This is a genomic window from Bacillus sp. LNXM12-1 (assembly GCF_003004375.1).
Lineage (GTDB): Bacteria > Bacillota > Bacilli > Bacillales > Bacillaceae > Bacillus.
On sequence record NZ_PVWX01000001.1, the window covers coordinates 1042560 to 1060974 of the forward strand.

General features: G+C 43.3%; 17 protein-coding genes, 1 other RNA gene and 1 other annotated feature. Of the genes, 3 read left to right on the forward strand and 15 right to left on the reverse strand.

Features of this window, described 5'->3' with window-relative positions:
• The first annotated feature begins 14 nt into the window (after window positions 1–14).
• Window positions 15–665 carry an amino acid ABC transporter permease gene (locus C6Y07_RS05490; RefSeq protein WP_003216394.1) on the forward strand — a complete coding sequence of 217 codons (651 nt, stop codon included), beginning with the start codon at window positions 15–17 and terminating at the stop codon, window positions 663–665.
• Window positions 666–700: 35 nt separating this feature from the next.
• On the opposite strand, the gene C6Y07_RS05495 is transcribed toward C6Y07_RS05490, so the two are convergent.
• The 8 genes from C6Y07_RS05495 to cymR all read right to left on the reverse strand — a co-directional run bounded on the left by C6Y07_RS05495 (window position 701) and on the right by cymR (window position 7563).
• A complete protein-coding gene (locus C6Y07_RS05495) occupies window positions 701–832 on the reverse strand; it encodes a YrzQ family protein (RefSeq protein WP_003216198.1) in 132 nt (43 codons plus the stop codon).
• A 20-nt stretch (window positions 833–852) separates the two neighbouring features.
• Window positions 853–1044: a hypothetical protein gene (locus C6Y07_RS05500; RefSeq protein WP_003216308.1), complete on the reverse strand. Its 192-nt coding sequence runs from the start codon at window positions 1042–1044 to the stop codon at window positions 853–855.
• Between the two features lie 13 nt (window positions 1045–1057).
• The gene (locus C6Y07_RS05505) at window positions 1058–1576 is read right to left on the reverse strand and encodes a PRC-barrel domain-containing protein (RefSeq protein ID WP_045209900.1); all 519 of its coding nucleotides are present in this window, start codon (window positions 1574–1576) and stop codon (window positions 1058–1060) included.
• A gap of 74 nt (window positions 1577–1650) precedes the next feature.
• Entirely contained in the window at window positions 1651–4035 is a 2385-nt protein-coding gene (recD2, locus tag C6Y07_RS05510; RefSeq protein ID WP_060596861.1) for an SF1B family DNA helicase RecD2, read from the reverse strand.
• Between the two features lie 19 nt (window positions 4036–4054).
• Window positions 4055–4708 carry a tetratricopeptide repeat protein gene (locus tag C6Y07_RS05515; protein ID WP_034661516.1) on the reverse strand — a complete coding sequence of 218 codons (654 nt, stop codon included), beginning with the start codon at window positions 4706–4708 and terminating at the stop codon, window positions 4055–4057.
• A 60-nt stretch (window positions 4709–4768) separates the two neighbouring features.
• Window positions 4769–5887, reverse strand: a complete 1119-nt coding sequence (gene mnmA, locus C6Y07_RS05520; RefSeq protein WP_034661519.1) for a tRNA 2-thiouridine(34) synthase MnmA — start codon at window positions 5885–5887, stop codon at window positions 4769–4771.
• A 95-nt stretch (window positions 5888–5982) separates the two neighbouring features.
• On the reverse strand, window positions 5983–7125 hold the full coding sequence (locus C6Y07_RS05525) for a cysteine desulfurase family protein (protein WP_060596863.1): 1143 nt from the start codon (window positions 7123–7125) through the stop codon (window positions 5983–5985).
• 18 nt (window positions 7126–7143) lie between these two features.
• On the reverse strand, window positions 7144–7563 hold the full coding sequence (gene cymR, locus C6Y07_RS05530) for a cysteine metabolism transcriptional regulator CymR (protein ID WP_012010726.1): 420 nt from the start codon (window positions 7561–7563) through the stop codon (window positions 7144–7146).
• Window positions 7564–7771: 208 nt separating this feature from the next.
• Here cymR and C6Y07_RS05535 point away from each other — a divergent pair, with 208 nt between their 5' ends.
• Window positions 7772–9037, forward strand: a complete 1266-nt coding sequence (locus C6Y07_RS05535; RefSeq protein WP_034661526.1) for a replication-associated recombination protein A — start codon at window positions 7772–7774, stop codon at window positions 9035–9037.
• A 33-nt stretch (window positions 9038–9070) separates the two neighbouring features.
• Here C6Y07_RS05535 and C6Y07_RS05540 read toward each other — a convergent pair whose 3' ends face one another.
• The 5 genes from C6Y07_RS05540 to C6Y07_RS18860 form a co-directional block, all read right to left on the reverse strand.
• Window positions 9071–9835: a tRNA threonylcarbamoyladenosine dehydratase gene (locus C6Y07_RS05540; protein WP_044140034.1), complete on the reverse strand. Its 765-nt coding sequence runs from the start codon at window positions 9833–9835 to the stop codon at window positions 9071–9073.
• Window positions 9836–9927: 92 nt separating this feature from the next.
• Window positions 9928–10108, reverse strand: a non-coding RNA gene (gene ssrS / locus C6Y07_RS05545) — 6S RNA.
• 77 nt (window positions 10109–10185) lie between these two features.
• Window positions 10186–11964, reverse strand: coding sequence for an aspartate--tRNA ligase (gene aspS / locus C6Y07_RS05550; protein WP_106039645.1), 1779 nt, complete (start codon window positions 11962–11964; stop codon window positions 10186–10188).
• Window positions 11965–11982: 18 nt separating this feature from the next.
• Window positions 11983–13257 carry a histidine--tRNA ligase gene (gene hisS / locus C6Y07_RS05555; RefSeq protein WP_060596864.1) on the reverse strand — a complete coding sequence of 425 codons (1275 nt, stop codon included), beginning with the start codon at window positions 13255–13257 and terminating at the stop codon, window positions 11983–11985.
• 73 nt (window positions 13258–13330) lie between these two features.
• Window positions 13331–13570: a binding site (T-box leader), on the reverse strand.
• A 58-nt stretch (window positions 13571–13628) separates the two neighbouring features.
• On the reverse strand, window positions 13629–13799 hold the full coding sequence (locus C6Y07_RS18860) for a YrzK family protein (RefSeq protein ID WP_003216250.1): 171 nt from the start codon (window positions 13797–13799) through the stop codon (window positions 13629–13631).
• 161 nt (window positions 13800–13960) lie between these two features.
• Between C6Y07_RS18860 and C6Y07_RS05560 the strand changes: the two genes are divergently transcribed.
• Window positions 13961–15517 carry an N-acetylmuramoyl-L-alanine amidase family protein gene (locus C6Y07_RS05560; protein WP_404978216.1) on the forward strand — a complete coding sequence of 519 codons (1557 nt, stop codon included), beginning with the start codon at window positions 13961–13963 and terminating at the stop codon, window positions 15515–15517.
• A 97-nt stretch (window positions 15518–15614) separates the two neighbouring features.
• On the opposite strand, the gene dtd is transcribed toward C6Y07_RS05560, so the two are convergent.
• Window positions 15615–16058, reverse strand: coding sequence for a D-aminoacyl-tRNA deacylase (gene dtd, locus C6Y07_RS05565; protein WP_060596866.1), 444 nt, complete (start codon window positions 16056–16058; stop codon window positions 15615–15617).
• An 18-nt stretch (window positions 16059–16076) separates the two neighbouring features.
• A complete protein-coding gene (locus C6Y07_RS05570; RefSeq protein WP_060596867.1) occupies window positions 16077–18287 on the reverse strand; it encodes a RelA/SpoT family protein in 2211 nt (736 codons plus the stop codon).
• Window positions 18288–18415 lie beyond the last annotated feature (128 nt).

Consider the following 18415-nt stretch of genomic DNA (forward strand, 5'->3'; position numbering starts at 1 on the left):
AAGGAGGAAACACCATGGATTTTCTAGGTGCCTACCAGCCTGATCATCTCGCCTTTTTACTTGAAGGATTTGCTGTCACCTTAAAAGTGGCTTTTATCTCCATTATTTTGAGCTTTCTCATTGGATTAGTCATTGGCACATTGCGGTTCGCTCAAATTCCGGTTTTATCAAAGATACTTGCAGTCGTCGTAGAAACCATTCGAAACCTGCCGCTCTTATTGATCATCTTTTTTACGTATTTTGCACTGCCCGAAATCGGCATTAAGCTGAGCATTACAGCCTCGGCTATTGCAGCTTTAACCGTATTTGAATCAGCGATGCTGTCAGAAATTATTCGAAGCGGTTTAAAATCAATTGATAAGGGGCAGATCGAAGCAGCCAGGTCTTCTGGTTTAACCTATATTCAAACGTTAAAAATGATTATTATGCCGCAGGCTTTACGCCGTATGGTGCCGCCAATTGTCAGTCAATTCATCTCTCTTTTAAAAGATACGTCGCTTGCTGTTGTCATTGCACTTCCAGAACTATTGCATCACGCTCAAATATTAAACGGTCAGAGCCAATCTTACTTACTGCCCATCTTCCTATTAGCGGCGATGATGTATTTTGTCGTCAATTTCAGCTTATCACTACTTGCACGCCGATTAGAATACAGGCAGGCGTAAAAAAGGACATCCGCTTTTGGCGGATGCCTTTTTGTTTACATCATTCTCATAACACGTTTTCTTAGCTTTTTCATATCCCGCTTTGATGGCATATCATATCGACTTGCAAAGTGATATGCGAGTGCACCTGCACCAAGCGTTAATAGTGAAGAAGTCATTTTGCCCATTCGAAATTCCCCCTTAACACTTATAGTTGAATTGAACGTTCATCATCACTAAACAGATCATCTAAGCTGCTTAGTGTCCCGTCTTCTTCCACTTGGTGTGTAGATATTTTGCCTTTTGACAGCGTCAATTCAATAAAACAGCCCCAGCAATAATATTGATTGACCCCAATTTTTCCGATGTCTTTACATTTGCAATTTGGGCAAATGAGCATAATCAGCACCTCTTTACGTTCGGTTTAGAACAAGTGCTTCCTTTTGAACGTTGATCAAGGTTCCGGCAGCCTGCAGCTGTTTTCGAATCCCTGATAGCTCTGTAAAGAAGCCGTCCGAGAGTTCATATGCTACGATTGTGCCCGAATTTGTGCAAAAGTATACATCTTCCAAAATGCCTAAATTTTCACCCTCAGGTGACTGCATCATTTTCTTTTTCAATTTCGAAAATAAGAAGGATGGGGCAGAGGAATCCATGCCTACTCCCTCCTGGCAGCTCACATATAAGCCTTTGTCTGTCAGCTGATCACCAGCAGAGAATGGAATGAGTGCACAGTCTTTCTTTTTCCCATCTAACACATATCCTCCGCAGCTGCCTCCGGCTAATAAGCAAATATCTTTAATGGAACCAAGTGAATGAGACAGCTCACCTGTATAGATTGACATTCCTTCAAGCTCTCGACATGTTCTCAAAATGTGCTCAACCACCTTTTGCGGAACAGTCTTATCGTGTGCGTTTGCTTCGATACTCATACGAAGAAATGGCTTCCATGAACGTAATATGAGGATTTCTTTTCACGCTAAAAAGGCTCCCGTATGGAAGCCTTTTATTCATGCATAAAATCAAACGGAGTGATTCCCTCCATGCCAATATTTGCGTCATGTACGCTAAACGGAAGCTCTTTTTGGAGCGCTGCAAGCTCCGCATCCATAACTTCATCAGTTTGCATCAGCCGCATCGTTAAGGACGTTTGTCTGAGCGAATCCTCATTGTTTTTCACACCCCACTCCAGCGCTGATTCCTCGCCGCACAGGATTAAAAACTTTTTACTTCGTGTAATAGCTGTGTACAGCAGATTTCGCCGCAGCATTCTGTAGTAGCTTCTCACGACTGGCAGCACAACGATTGGGAATTCACTGCCTTGTGATTTGTGGATGGAGCAGCAATAGGCATGTGTAAATTGATGAAAATCCTTTTTTGTAAAGGTGATTTCATTCCCATCAAAGGAGATCACAGCCATGTCTTCTTTTTCCGTGTTTTCTTTCGCATAAAAAATCGAGACAATTTCGCCGATATCACCGTTAAAAATATTATTTTCCGGCTGATTCACAAGCTGAAGCACTTTATCACCGGTCCGGTACACCACATCACCAAACGGGATTTCTCTGCCCTTTGGTTTTTTTGGATTCAAAATGTGCTGCAGCATTTTATTGAGCTCATTAATGCCTGCTTTCCCTTTATACATTGGCGCAAGCACTTGAATGTCTTTTGCTGAATAGCCTTTTTGAGCAGCATTGCTGACGACTTTCTCAATCACTTCTTTCATTTGATCAGCTGAGCATTTTATGAAAGATCGATCCTTTGAACGTGCGGTAATATCTTTTGGCAGGACGCCATTTTTCATATCATGTGCAAGTTCAACAATGCTGGAGCCGTCTGCCTGCCGGTAAATATCTGTCAGTGTAACAGCTGGTACGGCTTGTGAGGCAAGTAAATCCCTTAACACTTGGCCTGGTCCGACAGATGGAAGCTGATGTTCATCTCCTACCATGATCACTTGGATATGATCAGGAATCGCTTTAAACAAGTGATTCGCAAGCCAAATATCCAGCATACTTGATTCATCAATGATGACAAGCTTTCCTTCAATCGGCTGTTCCTCATCATGCGAAAAGCCCTCTGATCCGTTCCAGCCGAGCAAACGGTGAATGGTTACAGCTGGAAGCCCTGTTGATTCTGTCATCCGTTTAGCTGCTCGTCCAGTTGGCGCCGCAAGCACAAATGGAAAGGATTCATCTTTTTTGTAATCACTCGGATCAAGAGATACACCGTGAAGATCGCTGTAAAGCTCAACAATCCCTTTAATGACCGTTGTCTTCCCAGTCCCAGGTCCGCCTGTTAAAAGCAGCATCGGGGACATGAGTGCCTTTTGAATCGCTTCCTTTTGTGTCGGCGCATACTGGACGCCCAGCCGTTCCTCGAGCTCGCCAAGTGCGAGCAGGAATTCTGATTCAGGGAATTGATCTGCATATTCCGTTTGGGAGACGATTTTTTGTATTCGTTTGGCGACACTTTGCTCCGCATAAAATAAGGACGGATGATAGCAGCGCTCATCTTCAATGATCATCTCTTTCCCTTCGCCAAGTGCAATGATCTGATTGGCGACATCCATTTCCGTCACTTTGTACTCATTGCCTGTCTGATTGAGCAGCTTGCGGGTTTCAACGATCAAATCTTTCGTTTGTATGTACGTATGACCGTCCTGAAGACTTGCTGTTTCGACTGTATAAAGCAGGGCTGCACGGATTCGCTCTGGGTCATTTCCTGAGATGCCGGTTCTAGCGCCAAGCTCATCCGCCTTAATAAATCCGATCCCTTCGACATCCTTGACGAGCTGATACGGGTTTTCCTCAATCTTTTGCAGCGTTTCACTCTCGTACACTTGGTATATCTTCATGCTGAGCTGAGGACCAAAGCCATATTGATTCAGGCTGATCATGATTTGTTCCAATCCTTGATGTTCCTGGAGCGCTGCAGCCAGCTTATCTGCCTTCTTTTTTGATAAGCGCGGAACATCATACAAAACAGCTGGGTCACGCATAATTTTATGAAGCGTCTGGTTGCCAAGCTGCCCCACAATTTCTTCCGCCGTCTTTTTCCCTATCCCCTCAAATAAATCACTTGAGAGATAATGAATGATTCCTTGCTTCGTTGTCGGTACTTCCTTTTGAAAATGAGTGGCCTGAAACTGTTCACCAAATTTCGGATGGCTTGTGACTTTGCCATAGAAGGTGTAAGTTTCTTCCTCATGAAGTGCTGGGAAGTAGCCTGTGACAGATGCTGTTTTTTCCTCTAAGTTTTCCGATGTTTCAATGACTTTCACCTTTAACACCGAGTATAAATTACTTTCATTATGGAAAATAACGGCTTGAACTGTCCCCTTTAAAAACGGTTCGTCCTCAAGCTTCATTTGATCTGGATGTTCCTGCACAGGTCTTCCCTCCTTCCGTCTATTCTGCCTCTTGAATCAGCTTTTGCGCATGTAGTGCCAGCATATGGTCAGGCTGCACGTCAATGGCTTTTCCTAGCATCTCAAGTGCTTCGTCTTTTTTCTCTAAGTATGCATACGCAACCCCTAAATTATAAAAGGCATCTGCATGCTGCGGATCACGCGCGACCACCTCGGTAAAGGTTGTCACCGCTTCTTCCAGCAATTGTTCATTGGCTAAGCACATGCCAAATTGGAATCTTGCTTCATTATCTTCTTCATTCAGTTCGATGGCACGCTGAAGATAGGGCATCGCAAGCTTCGGCTGCTCTAATTTGATGAGCGTCTGCCCCAGCATATAAAATAAATCACTATTTTCCATGCCAGCTTGTAGTGCTTGTTCAAAATAGTCTTTTGCTTTCATAAAGTCTTCTTTTAATGTGTATACATTTCCTGCCCCGTAATAGGCTGCAGCTGCGGCGTGATCAAGTTCAATGGCTTTTTGAAAGAAGTTTAACGCACGTTCAAATTCATTGATGCTTGAAAGCAAGTTCGCAAAATTAATATATGGAACCGGGTCTTTTGGGCTTTCTTCAATGGCTTTCGTAAAAGCTTCAGCTGCTTTTTCGATGTTGCCTTGATTTAAGGCTTCTATGCCAATTTCGTTATGATTCATTCGCTCTCTCATCCTTTCATTAAAAAACCTCAACAGCGACGTTGAGGTTTTGAAAACATGTTACACATACGACAGCTTTTGACCGTCCTTAAAAACATCGTCAATTGTTCCGCCGCCAAGGCATTCGTCGCCATCATAAAAGACAACCGCTTGTCCTGGAGTCACAGCACGAACGGGTTCATCAAAGATGACCATCGCTTCTTGCTCACCTGTCATTTTGACCTTCACATGGTGATCTTCTTGACGGTATCTGAATTTGGCTGTGCATGTTAATTCACCATTTTCGTCGACAATATGAGGACGAGTCCAGCTGATATTGACGGCTGAAATGCTTTCAGAATATAAAAGTGGATTGTGGAAACCTTGTTCAACAAACAAGATATTTTGTTTCAAGTCTTTTCCAACGACAAACCAAGGATCACCGCTGCCGCCAATGCCAAGACCTTGGCGTTGACCGATCGTGTAATACATCAGTCCATCATGTTCACCTTTGACTTCTCCGTCCATTGTCTGCATCACGCCAGGCTGCGCAGGCAAATATTGACTGAGGAATGTTTTAAAGTTTCTTTCCCCAATAAAGCAAATACCCGTTGAATCTTTTTTCGTTGCTGTTGCGAGCTCTGCTTCTTTTGCCAATTCACGAACCCTTTTCTTCTCTAAATCTCCGATTGGGAACATGACTTTATCAAGCTGTTCCTGAGTCAGCTGATTCAAGAAATACGTTTGGTCTTTGTTGGCATCAAGACCCCTTAGCATTTTGACTTCATCGCCAGTTCTGTCGACGCGCGCATAGTGGCCTGTTGCTAAATAATCTGCACCGAGTGACAATGCATGCTCGAGGAACGCTTTGAACTTAATTTCTTTGTTACACATGACATCTGGGTTTGGCGTTCTGCCCGCTTTATATTCATCAAGGAAATATTGAAACACTTTGTCCCAATATTGCTTCTCGAAATTCACCGCATAATAAGGGATTCCAATTTGGTTACACACGCGGATGACATCCTCATAGTCCTCCGTTGCTGTACATACACCATTTTCATCTGTGTCATCCCAGTTTTTCATAAATATGCCGATTACATCATAGCCTTGCTCCTTTAACATAAGAGCAGCAACTGATGAATCGACTCCTCCGGACATACCGACCACAACTCTTGTGTCTTCTGGTCTTTTTGTCATCTTCATCAACTCCATTTTCAATGAAACAGCATGTGCGTTTCGTTCTTCAGGTGCCTGGCTGTTTCATTTTTCACACACGAACAAAAGAGGAACGTTTATTTGGCTAAGCGTTTGACAACAGCTGCTATCTTGCGTGCCGCCTGTTTCACATGATCCTCTTCATTCCCAAGACCGAAGCTTATTCTGACTGAGGACGTCAGCTTGTCTGCTTCTTCGCCATACATGGCGCTTAACACGTGCGAAGGAAGGACGGATCCAGCCGTACATGCAGATCCACTTGAAACAGCAATTCCTTCCATATCTAAATTCACAAGTAACGATTCGATGGAAACGCCCGGGAAATGAACATTTAATATATGAGGCAATGTCTCTTTCGGGTGCCCATTGATAGAGAAAGTAAGTGATTCCTCTTCGAATACTTGCAGCATGATTTCTTTGAGCTTACCATAATGCATGGCTTTTTCTCTTCTATTTTGCTTCGTTAATTGAACAGCCTCTGCAAGTCCCACGATCCCTGCCACATTTTCAGTGCCAGCACGGCGTTTTCTTTCTTGTTCTCCTCCGAATATTTGCGGAGAAAGTTTCACGCCTTCGTTTACATATAAAAAGCCTGTTCCCATTGGACCATTTAGCTTATGGCCAGAAGCAGATAAGAGATCAATATGAAGGTCTGCTACATCAATAGGCATTGTTCCAAACGCCTGCACGGCGTCTGTATGAAAATGAGCAGTGTGATTGTGTAAAAGCTCGCCAATGTCTTTGATTGGCTGAATCACACCTGTTTCATTATTGCCGTACATGATGGTCACAAGAATCGTATCATCTCTCAGTGCTTGTTTTAGTTGTTCAAGATGAATCAATCCAGTTTCATCCACATCTAAATATGTCACGTCAAATCCTAGCTTCTCTAGGCGTTCACATGTGTGCAGCACCGCATGATGCTCTGTTTTTGCTGTGATGATATGTTTTCCTTCATGCTGTCTTGCCATGGCCACACCTGTAATCGCCAGGTTGTCCGCCTCTGTCCCTCCGCTTGTGAGGATGATCTCCTGCGGTTTACAGTGTAATTCTCCTGCAATCACTTCTCTTGCTTCATCGAGCCACTTTCTTGCCTCGCGCCCATATGAATGAATACTAGAGGGATTGCCAAATATCTCTGTAAAGTAAGGCATCATCTTGTCCACAATACGCTGATCCATCGGCGTTGTGGCCGCATGATCTAAATAGATTCGTTCCATTTCCGGTACACCTCTGATCTAAATATAGAACATATACGCGTCTTGATTCCCGTCATCTGTATAGCTTGCCAAGTCTTCAAGAGTTGTATTGTCTAGTACGTCTTTTACTGCATCACGAATCCTAATCCAAAGTTCACGCTTTGCTGGTTCTTCGTTTTCGATGACTTCGACAGGACTAATCGGTCCTTCTAATACACGAATAATATCACCGGCTGTGATCTCGTTTGGTTCATGTGCAAGAACATAGCCGCCATATGCACCGCGAATACTTTTCACAAGACGGGCATTACGAAGTGGTGAGACAAGCTGCTCTAAATAATGCTCAGACAAATTATTGTTTTGAGCGATTGATTTTAATGATGTGGGGCCTTCGCCATGTTTTTTGGCTAATTCGATCATGATCGTCAGACCATATCTGCCTTTAGTTGAAATTTTCAAGTTAAACACCTCTGCGTTTTCTATTCTATGTCATCAATTATTTTTCTGATTTCATATACGCTGATATATAGACCAAAAGCAATTATATCATACTTTCAGCCAACTTTCATTTGCCGGTTCTGAGCGCTTGAGGAGGACGCATCCCTTTTCTATTTGAAGAAATTTCGGTACTCTATACAAACAAGACATTGCTTTAGGAGAGATAATCATGAAACCTTTAGCGTACCGGATGCGCCCAAGTCATATTGAAGACATCATTGGGCAGGAGCATCTCGTTGGAGAAGGTCAAATTATTAGACGAATGGTCGAGGCAAAACATTTATCCTCGATGATTTTATACGGACCGCCGGGCATCGGCAAAACATCGATTGCGACCGCGATCGCTGGCAGTACAAGCATTGCGTTTCGGACATTGAATGCAGTCATTCATAACAAAAAGGATATGGAAGCTGTCGCCGCTGAAGCGAAAATGAGCGGCCAAGTCATCCTTATTTTAGACGAGGTTCACAGGCTTGATAAAGGAAAGCAGGATTTCCTTCTTCCTTATTTAGAAAATGGCATGATCATTTTAATTGGCGCAACGACGGCTAACCCCTATCATGCGATCAACCCTGCCATCCGAAGCCGGACACAAATATTTGAGCTGAAACCGCTTGAAACAGAGCAAATCAAGGCTGCGTTAACAAGAGCGTTACAGGATGAACATCGCGGGCTTGGCGGTTATGAGGTGACAGTGAACGATGAAGCGATGAATCATTTTGCCAATGGATGCGGCGGAGACGTACGCTCTGCTTTAAATGCGCTAGAACTAGCTGTCTTATCGACAAAAGCAGATGAGGCCGGGCATATTATGATCACTCTTGCCGCAGCAGAAGAATGTTTACAAAAAAAGAGCTTCTCACATGATAAGAATGGTGATGCTCATTATGATGTCCTCTCGGCTTTTCAAAAATCCATTAGAGGATCTGACGCAGATGCGGCGCTGCATTACCTTGCCAGACTGATTGAAGCAGGAGACCTTGAAAGCATTTCAAGGAGATTACTCGTGATGGCTTACGAAGATATTGGTTTAGCTAGTCCGCAGGCAGGTCCTCGTGTGTTAAGCGCTGTTCAAACAGCAGAAAGAGTCGGCTTCCCGGAAGCACGAATCCCGCTGGCTAACGCAGTCATTGAACTGTGTCTTTCTCCTAAGTCCAACTCAGCATATAAGGCGGTTGATGCGGCACTGGGTGACATTCGATCAGGGAAAATTGGTGAAATCCCTGTTCATTTAAAGGATGCTCACTACAAAGGAGCTACAGCACTCGGCAGAGGTGTCGATTACTTATACCCACACGATTATGAAAACGGCTGGGTGAAGCAGCAATACTTACCTGATCCGCTGAAAAACAAGCAATACTATGAACCGAAGCAAACAGGCAAATTTGAAGGCGCACTGAAACAGGTATATGAGAATTTAAAACGTCAAAAATAAAAAAAGCCCCCTGCATGTTAGCAGGCGGGCTGTTTATTTATCCTTCACACGTGTAATTGGAATATCTTTTAAGAGCTGCATAATGACATGACCACCCATGATCAGCCCTGCAACAGACGGGACGAACGCATTGGATGATGGCGGCATTTGTGCCTTTCGAATCTTCGCTTCATCATTTCCAACTTCTTTTCTGACATCTTCGCGAATCACAATCGGACTTTCATCAGAGAAAATGACTTCAATTCCTTTACGAATCCCTTCTTTGCGCAGACGCGTTCTTACAACTTTTGCAATTGGATCGGTATGTGTTTTTGAAATGTCATCAATTTTGAAACGGGTCGGATCTGTTTTGTTTGCTGCTCCCATACTCGAAATGATGTTCACATTGCGTTTCAGACACTCTTTCATTAAATGAATTTTATAGTGAATCGTATCTGACGCATCGATCACATAATCAAGCGGATATTCAAAAAATTGCTCATATGTTTCCTCTGTATAAAACATCTTTAGTGCAACTACTTCACATTCCGGATTAATATCAGCGATTCTCGCCTGCATTAAGTCAACCTTTGGCTGACCAACTGTTGAAAGCAATGCTGGAAGCTGACGGTTCACATTTGTAATATCAATATCATCTTTATCAACAAGAACAATACGGCCAACGCCTGAACGAGCGAGTGCCTCAACTGCAAATGAGCCAACGCCGCCCACACCAAGCACTGCAACTGTACTGTTTTTTAATATATCTAAGCCTTCCTTGCCTATAGCAAGCTCGTTTCTTGAAAACTGATGTAACAAGTGCCTCACTCCACCTTTATTTAAAATGAATCGAAAGAATCATATCATATTCAAACTTCTTCGTCATCCTTCTGAAAAAGAAAAAAACACAAAAAAGTCCCGACAACGCCGCCAGCTTTTCCTTCGTTTTGAACCCCGCACCATGCAGGTGGGTGCTTTCTTCCTGACTTTATAAGTCCTCTAAAGAGGCATTTATGCAGAAAGGAAAGGCAAGCTCCCGTATAAAAAAATGTTCGGTCAAAACTAGGTAACCACCGTACGTATCAGGACTTTATTTATTGATTGAAGAAAGCATATCATAGGCATGCCGCTTTTTCAAGCGTTTACATGCCCATATCCATGCGTCTATTTTACTGTTTTACCTTTGTTTTAATGGCTAAACTTAGCTCATCAAGCTGCGCTTCGCTTACAGTGCCAGGAGCATCTGTTAGCACACAGCTCGCACTTGCCGTTTTCGGGAACGCAATGGTATCTCTTAAGTTAGAGCGGCCGGCAAGCAGCATCACTAAGCGGTCAAGACCAAGCGCGATTCCGCCATGCGGAGGAACTCCATGCTCAAAAGCATCTAGAAGGAAGCCGAATTGTTCATATGCCTCTTCTTTTGAAAACCCAAGTAAGCTAAACATTTTTTCTTGAATATCCTTTTCGAAAATACGAATCGAACCTCCGCCAAGCTCATAGCCATTCAGCACAAGATCGTAAGCCTGTGCCTTCATGTCTTCCGGGCTTGTCTCAATTAATTCAAGATCGTCGCGTACTGGCATTGTGAAAGGATGATGGGCAGCATAGAAGCGGCCTTCTTCTTCATCTTTTTCAAGCAGCGGCCAATCAACAACCCATAAGAAGTTGAATAGAGACTCATCAATGAGTTCAAGCTCTTTGCCGAGTTTTAGGCGAAGGGCACCAAGTGCATCATGGACAACAGACGTCTTATCTGCAACAAAAAGTAACAGGTCACCTTCTTCGACTTGCAGCTGCTCCTTTAATTCTGCCTGCTTTGCTTCATCAAAGAATTTAGCAATCGGTCCTTTTAATTCTGTCCCTTCTGCTTTTAGCCAAGCTAGACCTTTTGCACCGTAGTTCGCTGCAAATGCACCAAGGGCATCAATGTCTTTTCTTGAGTAGTTGGCTGCAGCACCTTTGACATTGATGGCTTTCACAGCTCCACCATTTTTCACAGCTCCGCTAAAGACTTTGAAATCGGAATCTTTTACCGTATCTGAAATGTTGACAAGCTTCATCTCAAAACGTGTATCTGGCTTATCAGATCCATAAGAATTCATTGCTTCATCGTATGTCATACGAGGTAATGGCAATGTCAGGTCTACGCCTTTGACATCTTTCATCACCTTTGCCATCATCTCTTCGGCAAGCGTCATAATGTCCTCTTGACTCATAAAGGACATTTCAATATCGACTTGTGTGAATTCCGGCTGACGGTCAGCACGCAAGTCTTCATCTCTAAAGCAGCGGGCAATTTGGTAGTAACGATCCATCCCTGAGACCATCAGCAATTGTTTAAATAGTTGCGGAGACTGAGGCAAGGCATAGAACTCTCCTTCGTGTACACGGCTTGGAACAAGATAGTCACGTGCACCCTCTGGCGTACTCTTCGTTAAAATCGGTGTTTCAATATCTAGAAAGCCGTTGTCATCTAAGAAATGGCGGAATGCTTTTGTTACTTCATGTCGCATTTTCATCGTTTCAAACATAGCAGGACGGCGAAGGTCTAAGTAACGGTATTTTAAGCGCACATCTTCTGATACCTCGTCCGCTTGATCTGAAATCACAAAAGGAGGGGTCTTCGCTTCATTTAACACGCTGACCGTTTCGACTTGAATTTCAATTTTCCCTGTTTTTAAATTTGGGTTGATTGTTGCTTCTTCTCTTGCGACAACCGTTCCTTTAATATCAAGGACATATTCATTACGAATCGACTCTGCTGTCTCAAGCGCCTCTTTTGATAGGTCTGGATTGAAGACAGCTTGTACAATCCCTGTACGGTCGCGCAGATCAATAAAGATTAATCCGCCAAGGTCACGTCTTTTTTGAACCCATCCTTTTAATACAACGGTTTGACCGATTTGGTCTTCTGTTACTTCTCCACAATAAAAAGTTCTACCAAACACAAACATTCCACTCCTTCTTTACGCCTTCTTGTGGGCCTTCATCATTTGAATCAGCTCATCAAGCTTCACTTCAATTTGTTCACCCGTTGTCGTATCTTTTACATTCACAATGCGCTGCGCCAGCTCATCTTCACCAAGGACTGCAATAAACTTGGCTTTTAATCGATCAGCCGCTTTAAATTGCCCTTTTAATTTCTTCCCTGTATAGTCCATTTCACTTGAAATGCCTTCTTTTCTCAGACGATTTAATAATGAAACAGAGTAATCCTTCGCTTCATCACCGAGTGCAGCAATGTATAGATCAATGCCATCTTGCAGAGGAAGATCAATCCCTTCAGCATCGATTGCTGATAGGAAACGCTCAATACTCATAGCAAAACCGATTCCTGGTGATTCAGGACCGCCAATTCCTTCAACAAGTCCATCATAACGGCCGCCGCCGGCTAATGTGGTAATCGCGCCAAAGCCTTCTGCATTACTCATGATCTCAAATGCCGTGTGATTGTAGTAATCAAGACCGCGCACTAAGTTCGGATCGACGACATATTCAATGCCTATATCTGTTAAGTATTGTTTGACCTTTTCAAAATAAGTCCGTGATTCTTCATTTAAGTAATCTTGAATGGATGGAGCCGTTGCCATCAATTCGTGGTCACGATCCTTTTTACAATCAAGAATTCGCAGCGGATTTTGATGTAAACGGGTTTGACAGTCATGACAGAATTCATCAATTCTTGGCTCAAAGTGCTCGACAAGTGCTTTGCGGTAGTCTGCACGGCTCTCTTTGTCACCAAGGCTGTTAATGACGAGCTTTAAGTTAGAAAGGCCTGCTTTCTCATAAACACTCATCGCAAGTGAAATGACTTCTGCATCAATGGCAGGATCCTTTGAACCGATCGCTTCAATCCCAAATTGATAAAATTGACGATATCTCCCTGTTTGCGGACGTTCATAGCGGAACATCGGTCCAATGTAATACAGCTTTGTTGGCTGCGCGGGCTGTGCAAATAATTTATTTTCAACATAAGAACGTACAGTTGAAGCCGTTCCCTCTGGACGAAGGGTGATGCTGCGTCCCTTTTTATCTTCAAATGTATACATCTCTTTTTGAACGATATCGGTTGATTCGCCTACTCCCCGTGCAAACAGCTCTGTATGCTCAAAAATCGGTGTACGGATTTCTTTGTATTGAAAGGCTGCACATGTATCTCTTGCAATTTGTTCAACATACTGCCAGCGTTCTGACTCTCCAGGTAAAATATCCTGTGTGCCTCTTGGAATATTAAAACTCATTTTTCGTCCTCCTACGACCATCATTCATTTTTTATGTGGACATATAAAAAACCCCCGCCTCTACTATGTGTATAGTAGGGACGAGAGTTATACCCGTGGTGCCACCCTAGTTGGAACATGATCCAGCCATGTTCCCGCTCAAATCCTTAACGCAGATTCACGTTCTCCGCCTATTGACTCATTTTTAGAGCGTTCAGCAGGAAACCTACAGAGTGTTCTTTCGTGATAAATGCCATGCGGATTCGCTTTCAGCCTAAGGCGATTCCTCTCTGCTCACGCAATTTACCCTACTATTCTCTATCATCAGTTCCACATTTTAAATTTTCAAGTGTGTTGATTTATATTATAATAAGGTCGGTGCTGCCACTCTGTCAACCCTTGCCGTGCCTCTTTTTCTTTTCCAGCTCTTCTTTTGACGTACATCCGTATTCAGATGCGGTTTCTTCAAGGAAGCCTGGTTGATCCATTTCGTCGTGCTGCCAGCGATCGATATCACGGTGTCCATTATATTGCACTCGTCCTAATTTTCTGCTTAATCTCATGTTTGTACATCCTTTTATCACGTTTTTATTTAGTATAAACAGATTGATTCATTTTTATTAGGGAAACTGCAAGGAATTAGTCCATTACATAACGAATTTACATTCATCGGTTTTACAAGGGAGGGGAAAACACCGTTTTGAATCTAAAAAAACACAATCAAATGTTGATGCTTCTTACCTGTTTTGTTCTCATCGCAAGTACTTTGCCTATGACACATGCTACAGCACAAACAGATCAAGCTGTGGTTGCAACAGATGAAATCAATGTGAGAACGGGCCCTGGTTTAAGCTATGGAATCGCAGCTGTTGTGAAGCGCGGAGAAAGCTATCCCATTCTCACTAAACAAGGAGAATGGGTGCAGATCCAATTATCAAACGGTCAAAAAGGCTGGGTCGTCTCATGGCTGATTACCACATCATCTGGCAGCCAAAAGTCTGCTAAGCCAAAGGCGCAAAATCAGAGCGCATCAGGCAGCAGTTCCATTACATCGACAGCCTCGGATCTTCGCATACGGACAGGCCCTGGGACTTCCTATCAAGTCATCGGAACTTTCCCGCAAGGCGCTTCCGCTAAAAAGCTGAAAACAAGCGGCGAATGGACAAAAATTTCGTATAAACAAGCAGCAGGCTGGGTTCACTCTGATTATGTTTCAGGCGGCAAAAAAGCTTCTCAATCAAGCTCTGGCGAGTCCTCTCGCTCTAAACAGACAGGCACAGTTGGCGTATCGAGCTTGAATGTAAGGCAATCGGCGGCACCGAATGCACAAGTCGTCGCTTCACTTGCCCGCAACGCACAGATCACCATTTTGCGCGAGCAGAACGGCTGGTATGAAATTGAGGCAAAAGGCGTAAAAGGATGGGCTGCAAGCTATTACATCGTCACAAGCAATGGAGCGAGTTCGGCGGGTGAACAGAATTCATCTTCTTCGTCTTCCCAAAAGAAAGCGTACATTGTCTACGATGGCACCAACATCCGAAAAAGCGCTTCTACCTCTGCTGGGATTGCAGAAAGAGCCACAAAAGGCGCTGCCTATCAAATTGTTCGCACGCAAGGTGACTGGTACGAGGTGACACTATCAAACGGCGGAACTGGTTATGTGGCAAGCTGGGTCGTTCAAACGAATAAAAATAGCAGCGAAGCACCAAGACCACAGCAGGATTCATCGTCTGGAACTGGGTCTTTAAAAGGAAAAACGATTGTTCTTGATCCTGGTCATGGCGGAAAAGACAGCGGCACGATTGGCGCAGATGGTGCATTTGAAAAGAACATTACCATCAAAACCGCCAATTTACTTGCAGGCAAATTAAGGGCTTCTGGTGCAAATGTCTATTTAACAAGAAGTGATGATACTTTTATCAGCCTTCAATCGAGGGTCGCGACATCTCATTACAGAAATGCAGATGCATTTATTAGTCTTCATTATGATAGTTTTATGGACCCAAGTGTCAGAGGAAGTACAGCGTATTATTATCAAGCAGCAAAAGACCAGCAATTAGCGACAAATGTCCATACAGAAGTCGCTAAACGCTCTCAAATCCCTGATAAGGGTGTCAAATTCGGAGATTATTTTGTTTTAAGAGAGAACAAACGCCCTTCTCTTTTATATGAACTCGGCTATTTAAGCAATCCTCAGGAGGAAGCGATCATTTATAGCGCCTCTTACCAAGAACGAGTCACAGAAGGAATGACGGAAGGATTAAAACAATATTTCCGTTAAAAAGAAAGAGGCCTCTGCGCCTCTTTTTTGTTTGATCGCAAAAGAAAAAGACTCTAAACAAACTCCTGCATGAGTTTATCTACAGTCTAAAGCGAATCTATTCTTTGCTATCCATCCAGATGGTGACGGGCCCTGAATTGGTCAATGACACATCCATCATCGCGCCAAAGCGGCCAGTTTCTACATGAATGCCTTTTTCTCTAAGGGCTTTATTGAAACATTCGTAAAGGGAGTTCGCGGCATCTGGCTTGGCTGCTTTCATAAAATTCGGTCGTCTGCCCTTTCTCGTATCACCATAAAGGGTAAATTGAGACACAGACAGGACGCTTCCTTTTACATCCAATAACGAATGATTCATTTTCCCGTTTTCATCTTCAAAAATACGTAAATGTGCAAGCTTTTCTGCTAAATAAAGCACATCTTCTTCTGTATCTTCATGTGTGACACCAACGAGCACCATATACCCTTCATTGATGGCACCTGTGATCTCTTCTTCTACCTTCACAGATGCACTTGTCACACGCTGCACTACAAGCCTCATAGACGATATACTTCCTTTCTAATTCATGAATCGGCGAACAGAGTAAATGTCTTTGATTTGTTTAATGCGCTCTACTACTTTGTGCAAATGGTTAATGTTTTGGATAAAGATCGCCATATGGATCGTCGCCACTTTGTTACGGTCAGACTTCCCAGAAACTGAAGAGATGTTCGTTTTGGTTTCATTGACTGCTTGAAGCACCTCATTGAGTAAGCCGCGTCTATCATATCCTAATATTTCAATTTCCACATTGTATTCTTTACGGTTTCGAGCAGGTTGTTCATGCTCCCACTCTACCGGGATTAACCGTTCCTGCGCTTCTCCTGTCTTCACGTTCGGACAGTCATCACGGTGAACAGATACGCCCCTGCCTTTCGTAATAAAACCAACAATGCTATCACCTGGAACAGGATTACAGCACTTAGATAAGCGGACAAGCAGGTTATCTATCCCTTTGACTCTTACGCCTGCTTCTCGTTTTTTCCCATGATACGTCTTTGACTCTACTGTCACTTCTTGAACAGTTTTCTCTTGTTCTTCTTGATCTCTTTGTTTTCTTTCTTTTTCTGTTAAACGATTGGCGACTTGGAGTGCAGTAATTCCGTTATAACCAACCGCTGCATACATGTCCTCTTCGTTTGAAAAATTAAATTTGTCAGCCACTTTTTGCAGGTTTTCAGCTGTCAGAATGTCTTTGACATCAAACTCAAGGTTTTTGATTTCTTTCTCCACGAGTTCTCGGCCTTTTTCGACATTTTCTTCACGGCGCTGTTTTTTGAAAAACTGCCTGATCTTGTGCTTCGCTTGGGAGGTTTGGGCAAGTTTGACCCAATCCTGACTTGGCCCATAGCTGTGCTTAGATGTCAGAATTTCAATAATGTCACCTGTTTTCAGTTTGTGATCGAGCGTGACCATCTTACCGTTGACTTTAGCACCGATCGTTTTATTCCCAATTTCCGAGTGAATCCGGTAAGAGAAGTCAATCGGAACTGAACCTGACGGCAGTTCAATGACGTCTCCTTTTGGTGTAAACACAAACACCATATCAGAGAAGAGATCGATCTTTAACGATTCCATAAATTCTTCTGCATCTGTCGATTCATTTTGGAATTCAAGGATTTCTCTAAACCAAGAGAGCTTCTTCTGGAAGACAGCTTCCTCCGTTGATTCTGCTGACTCTTTTCCTTCTTTGTATGCCCAGTGCGCTGCAATTCCGTACTCTGCAATTTCATGCATTTCCACTGTACGGATCTGAACTTCAAGCGGGTCACCTTTTGGCCCAATCACTGTTGTATGAAGGGATTGGTACATGTTCGGCTTTGGCATCGCAATATAATCCTTAAACCTGCCTGGCATCGGCTTCCAGCATGTATGGATAATCCCGAGCACGGCATAGCAGTCTTTAATGCTGTCAACCAAAATACGAACGGCCAGCAGATCATAAATTTCATTAAACTGCTTATTTTGCAGGACCATTTTGCGATAAATACTATAAATATGCTTTGGTCTGCCGGAAAATTCAGCCTTGATGTTCACCTCTGACACACGGTCTTTCACTTCATTGACAACCTCGTCCAAGTATTCCTCACGTTCCGCTCGTTTGCGCTTCATGAGATTCACGATCCGGTAATATTGCTGCGGATTTAAGTAACGGAGCGCTGTATCTTCAAGCTCCCACTTAATCTTTGAAATCCCTAATCTGTGCGCAAGCGGTGCAAAGATTTCAAGTGTTTCATTTGAAATTCTTCGCTGCTTCTCCTGAGGAAGGTGTTTGAGCGTTCTCATATTGTGCAGACGGTCTGCCAGTTTAATTAAGATGACGCGTATATCCTGCGCCATTGCCACAAACATTTTTCGATGGTTTTCGGCCTGCTGTTCTTCTTGTGATTTATATTTAATCTTCCCGAGCTTTGTCACACCATCAACAAGCATCGCAACTTCTTCGTTAAAATGCTCTTTTAAATCCTGTAATGTCACATCCGTATCCTCGACAACATCGTGCAGGAAACCGCCTGCAATGGTCGATGGGTCCATTTCAAGGTCAACAAGAATCCCCGCCACTTGAATTGGATGGATAATATAAGGCTCACCAGATTTCCGGTATTGCTCCTTGTGTGCATTTTCAGCATATTCATATGCTCGCTCTATAAATTGAATATGTTCAGCGGACAGGTATTCTCTTGCCTTGTCAATGACCTGCTGCGCCGTTAAAACTTGTTCGTTCGCCATGGAATCACCTTTTTAAATGAAAACTGTATTGTAGTTTATTATCAAGAAAAATTCGATAGATGTAAAGAGAAGAAGTCCGCTAAAAGATTTTTGATAGGAAAAAAGCACCCTTCTTACCGAGTGCTTTT

Bases quoted from the DNA above. Each gene is read 5' to 3' on its own strand.
- C6Y07_RS05490 (WP_003216394.1), top strand. From the start codon at position 15: ATGGATTTTCTAGGTGCCTACCAGCCTGATCATCTCGCCTTTTTACTT.
- C6Y07_RS05495 (WP_003216198.1), bottom strand. From the start codon at position 832: ATGGGCAAAATGACTTCTTCACTATTAACGCTTGGTGCAGGTGCACTC.
- C6Y07_RS05500 (WP_003216308.1), bottom strand. From the start codon at position 1,044: ATGCTCATTTGCCCAAATTGCAAATGTAAAGACATCGGAAAAATTGGG.
- C6Y07_RS05505 (WP_045209900.1), bottom strand. From the start codon at position 1,576: ATGAGTATCGAAGCAAACGCACACGATAAGACTGTTCCGCAAAAGGTG.
- C6Y07_RS05515 (WP_034661516.1), bottom strand. From the start codon at position 4,708: ATGAATCATAACGAAATTGGCATAGAAGCCTTAAATCAAGGCAACATC.
- mnmA (WP_034661519.1), bottom strand. From the start codon at position 5,887: ATGACAAAAAGACCAGAAGACACAAGAGTTGTGGTCGGTATGTCCGGA.
- C6Y07_RS05525 (WP_060596863.1), bottom strand. From the start codon at position 7,125: ATGGAACGAATCTATTTAGATCATGCGGCCACAACGCCGATGGATCAG.
- C6Y07_RS05535 (WP_034661526.1), top strand. From the start codon at position 7,772: ATGAAACCTTTAGCGTACCGGATGCGCCCAAGTCATATTGAAGACATC.
- hisS (WP_060596864.1), bottom strand. From the start codon at position 13,257: ATGAGTTTTAATATTCCAAGAGGCACACAGGATATTTTACCTGGAGAG.
- C6Y07_RS18860 (WP_003216250.1), bottom strand. From the start codon at position 13,799: ATGAGATTAAGCAGAAAATTAGGACGAGTGCAATATAATGGACACCGT.
- C6Y07_RS05560 (WP_404978216.1), top strand. From the start codon at position 13,961: ATGTTGATGCTTCTTACCTGTTTTGTTCTCATCGCAAGTACTTTGCCT.
- dtd (WP_060596866.1), bottom strand. From the start codon at position 16,058: ATGAGGCTTGTAGTGCAGCGTGTGACAAGTGCATCTGTGAAGGTAGAA.
- C6Y07_RS05570 (WP_060596867.1), bottom strand. From the start codon at position 18,287: ATGGCGAACGAACAAGTTTTAACGGCGCAGCAGGTCATTGACAAGGCA.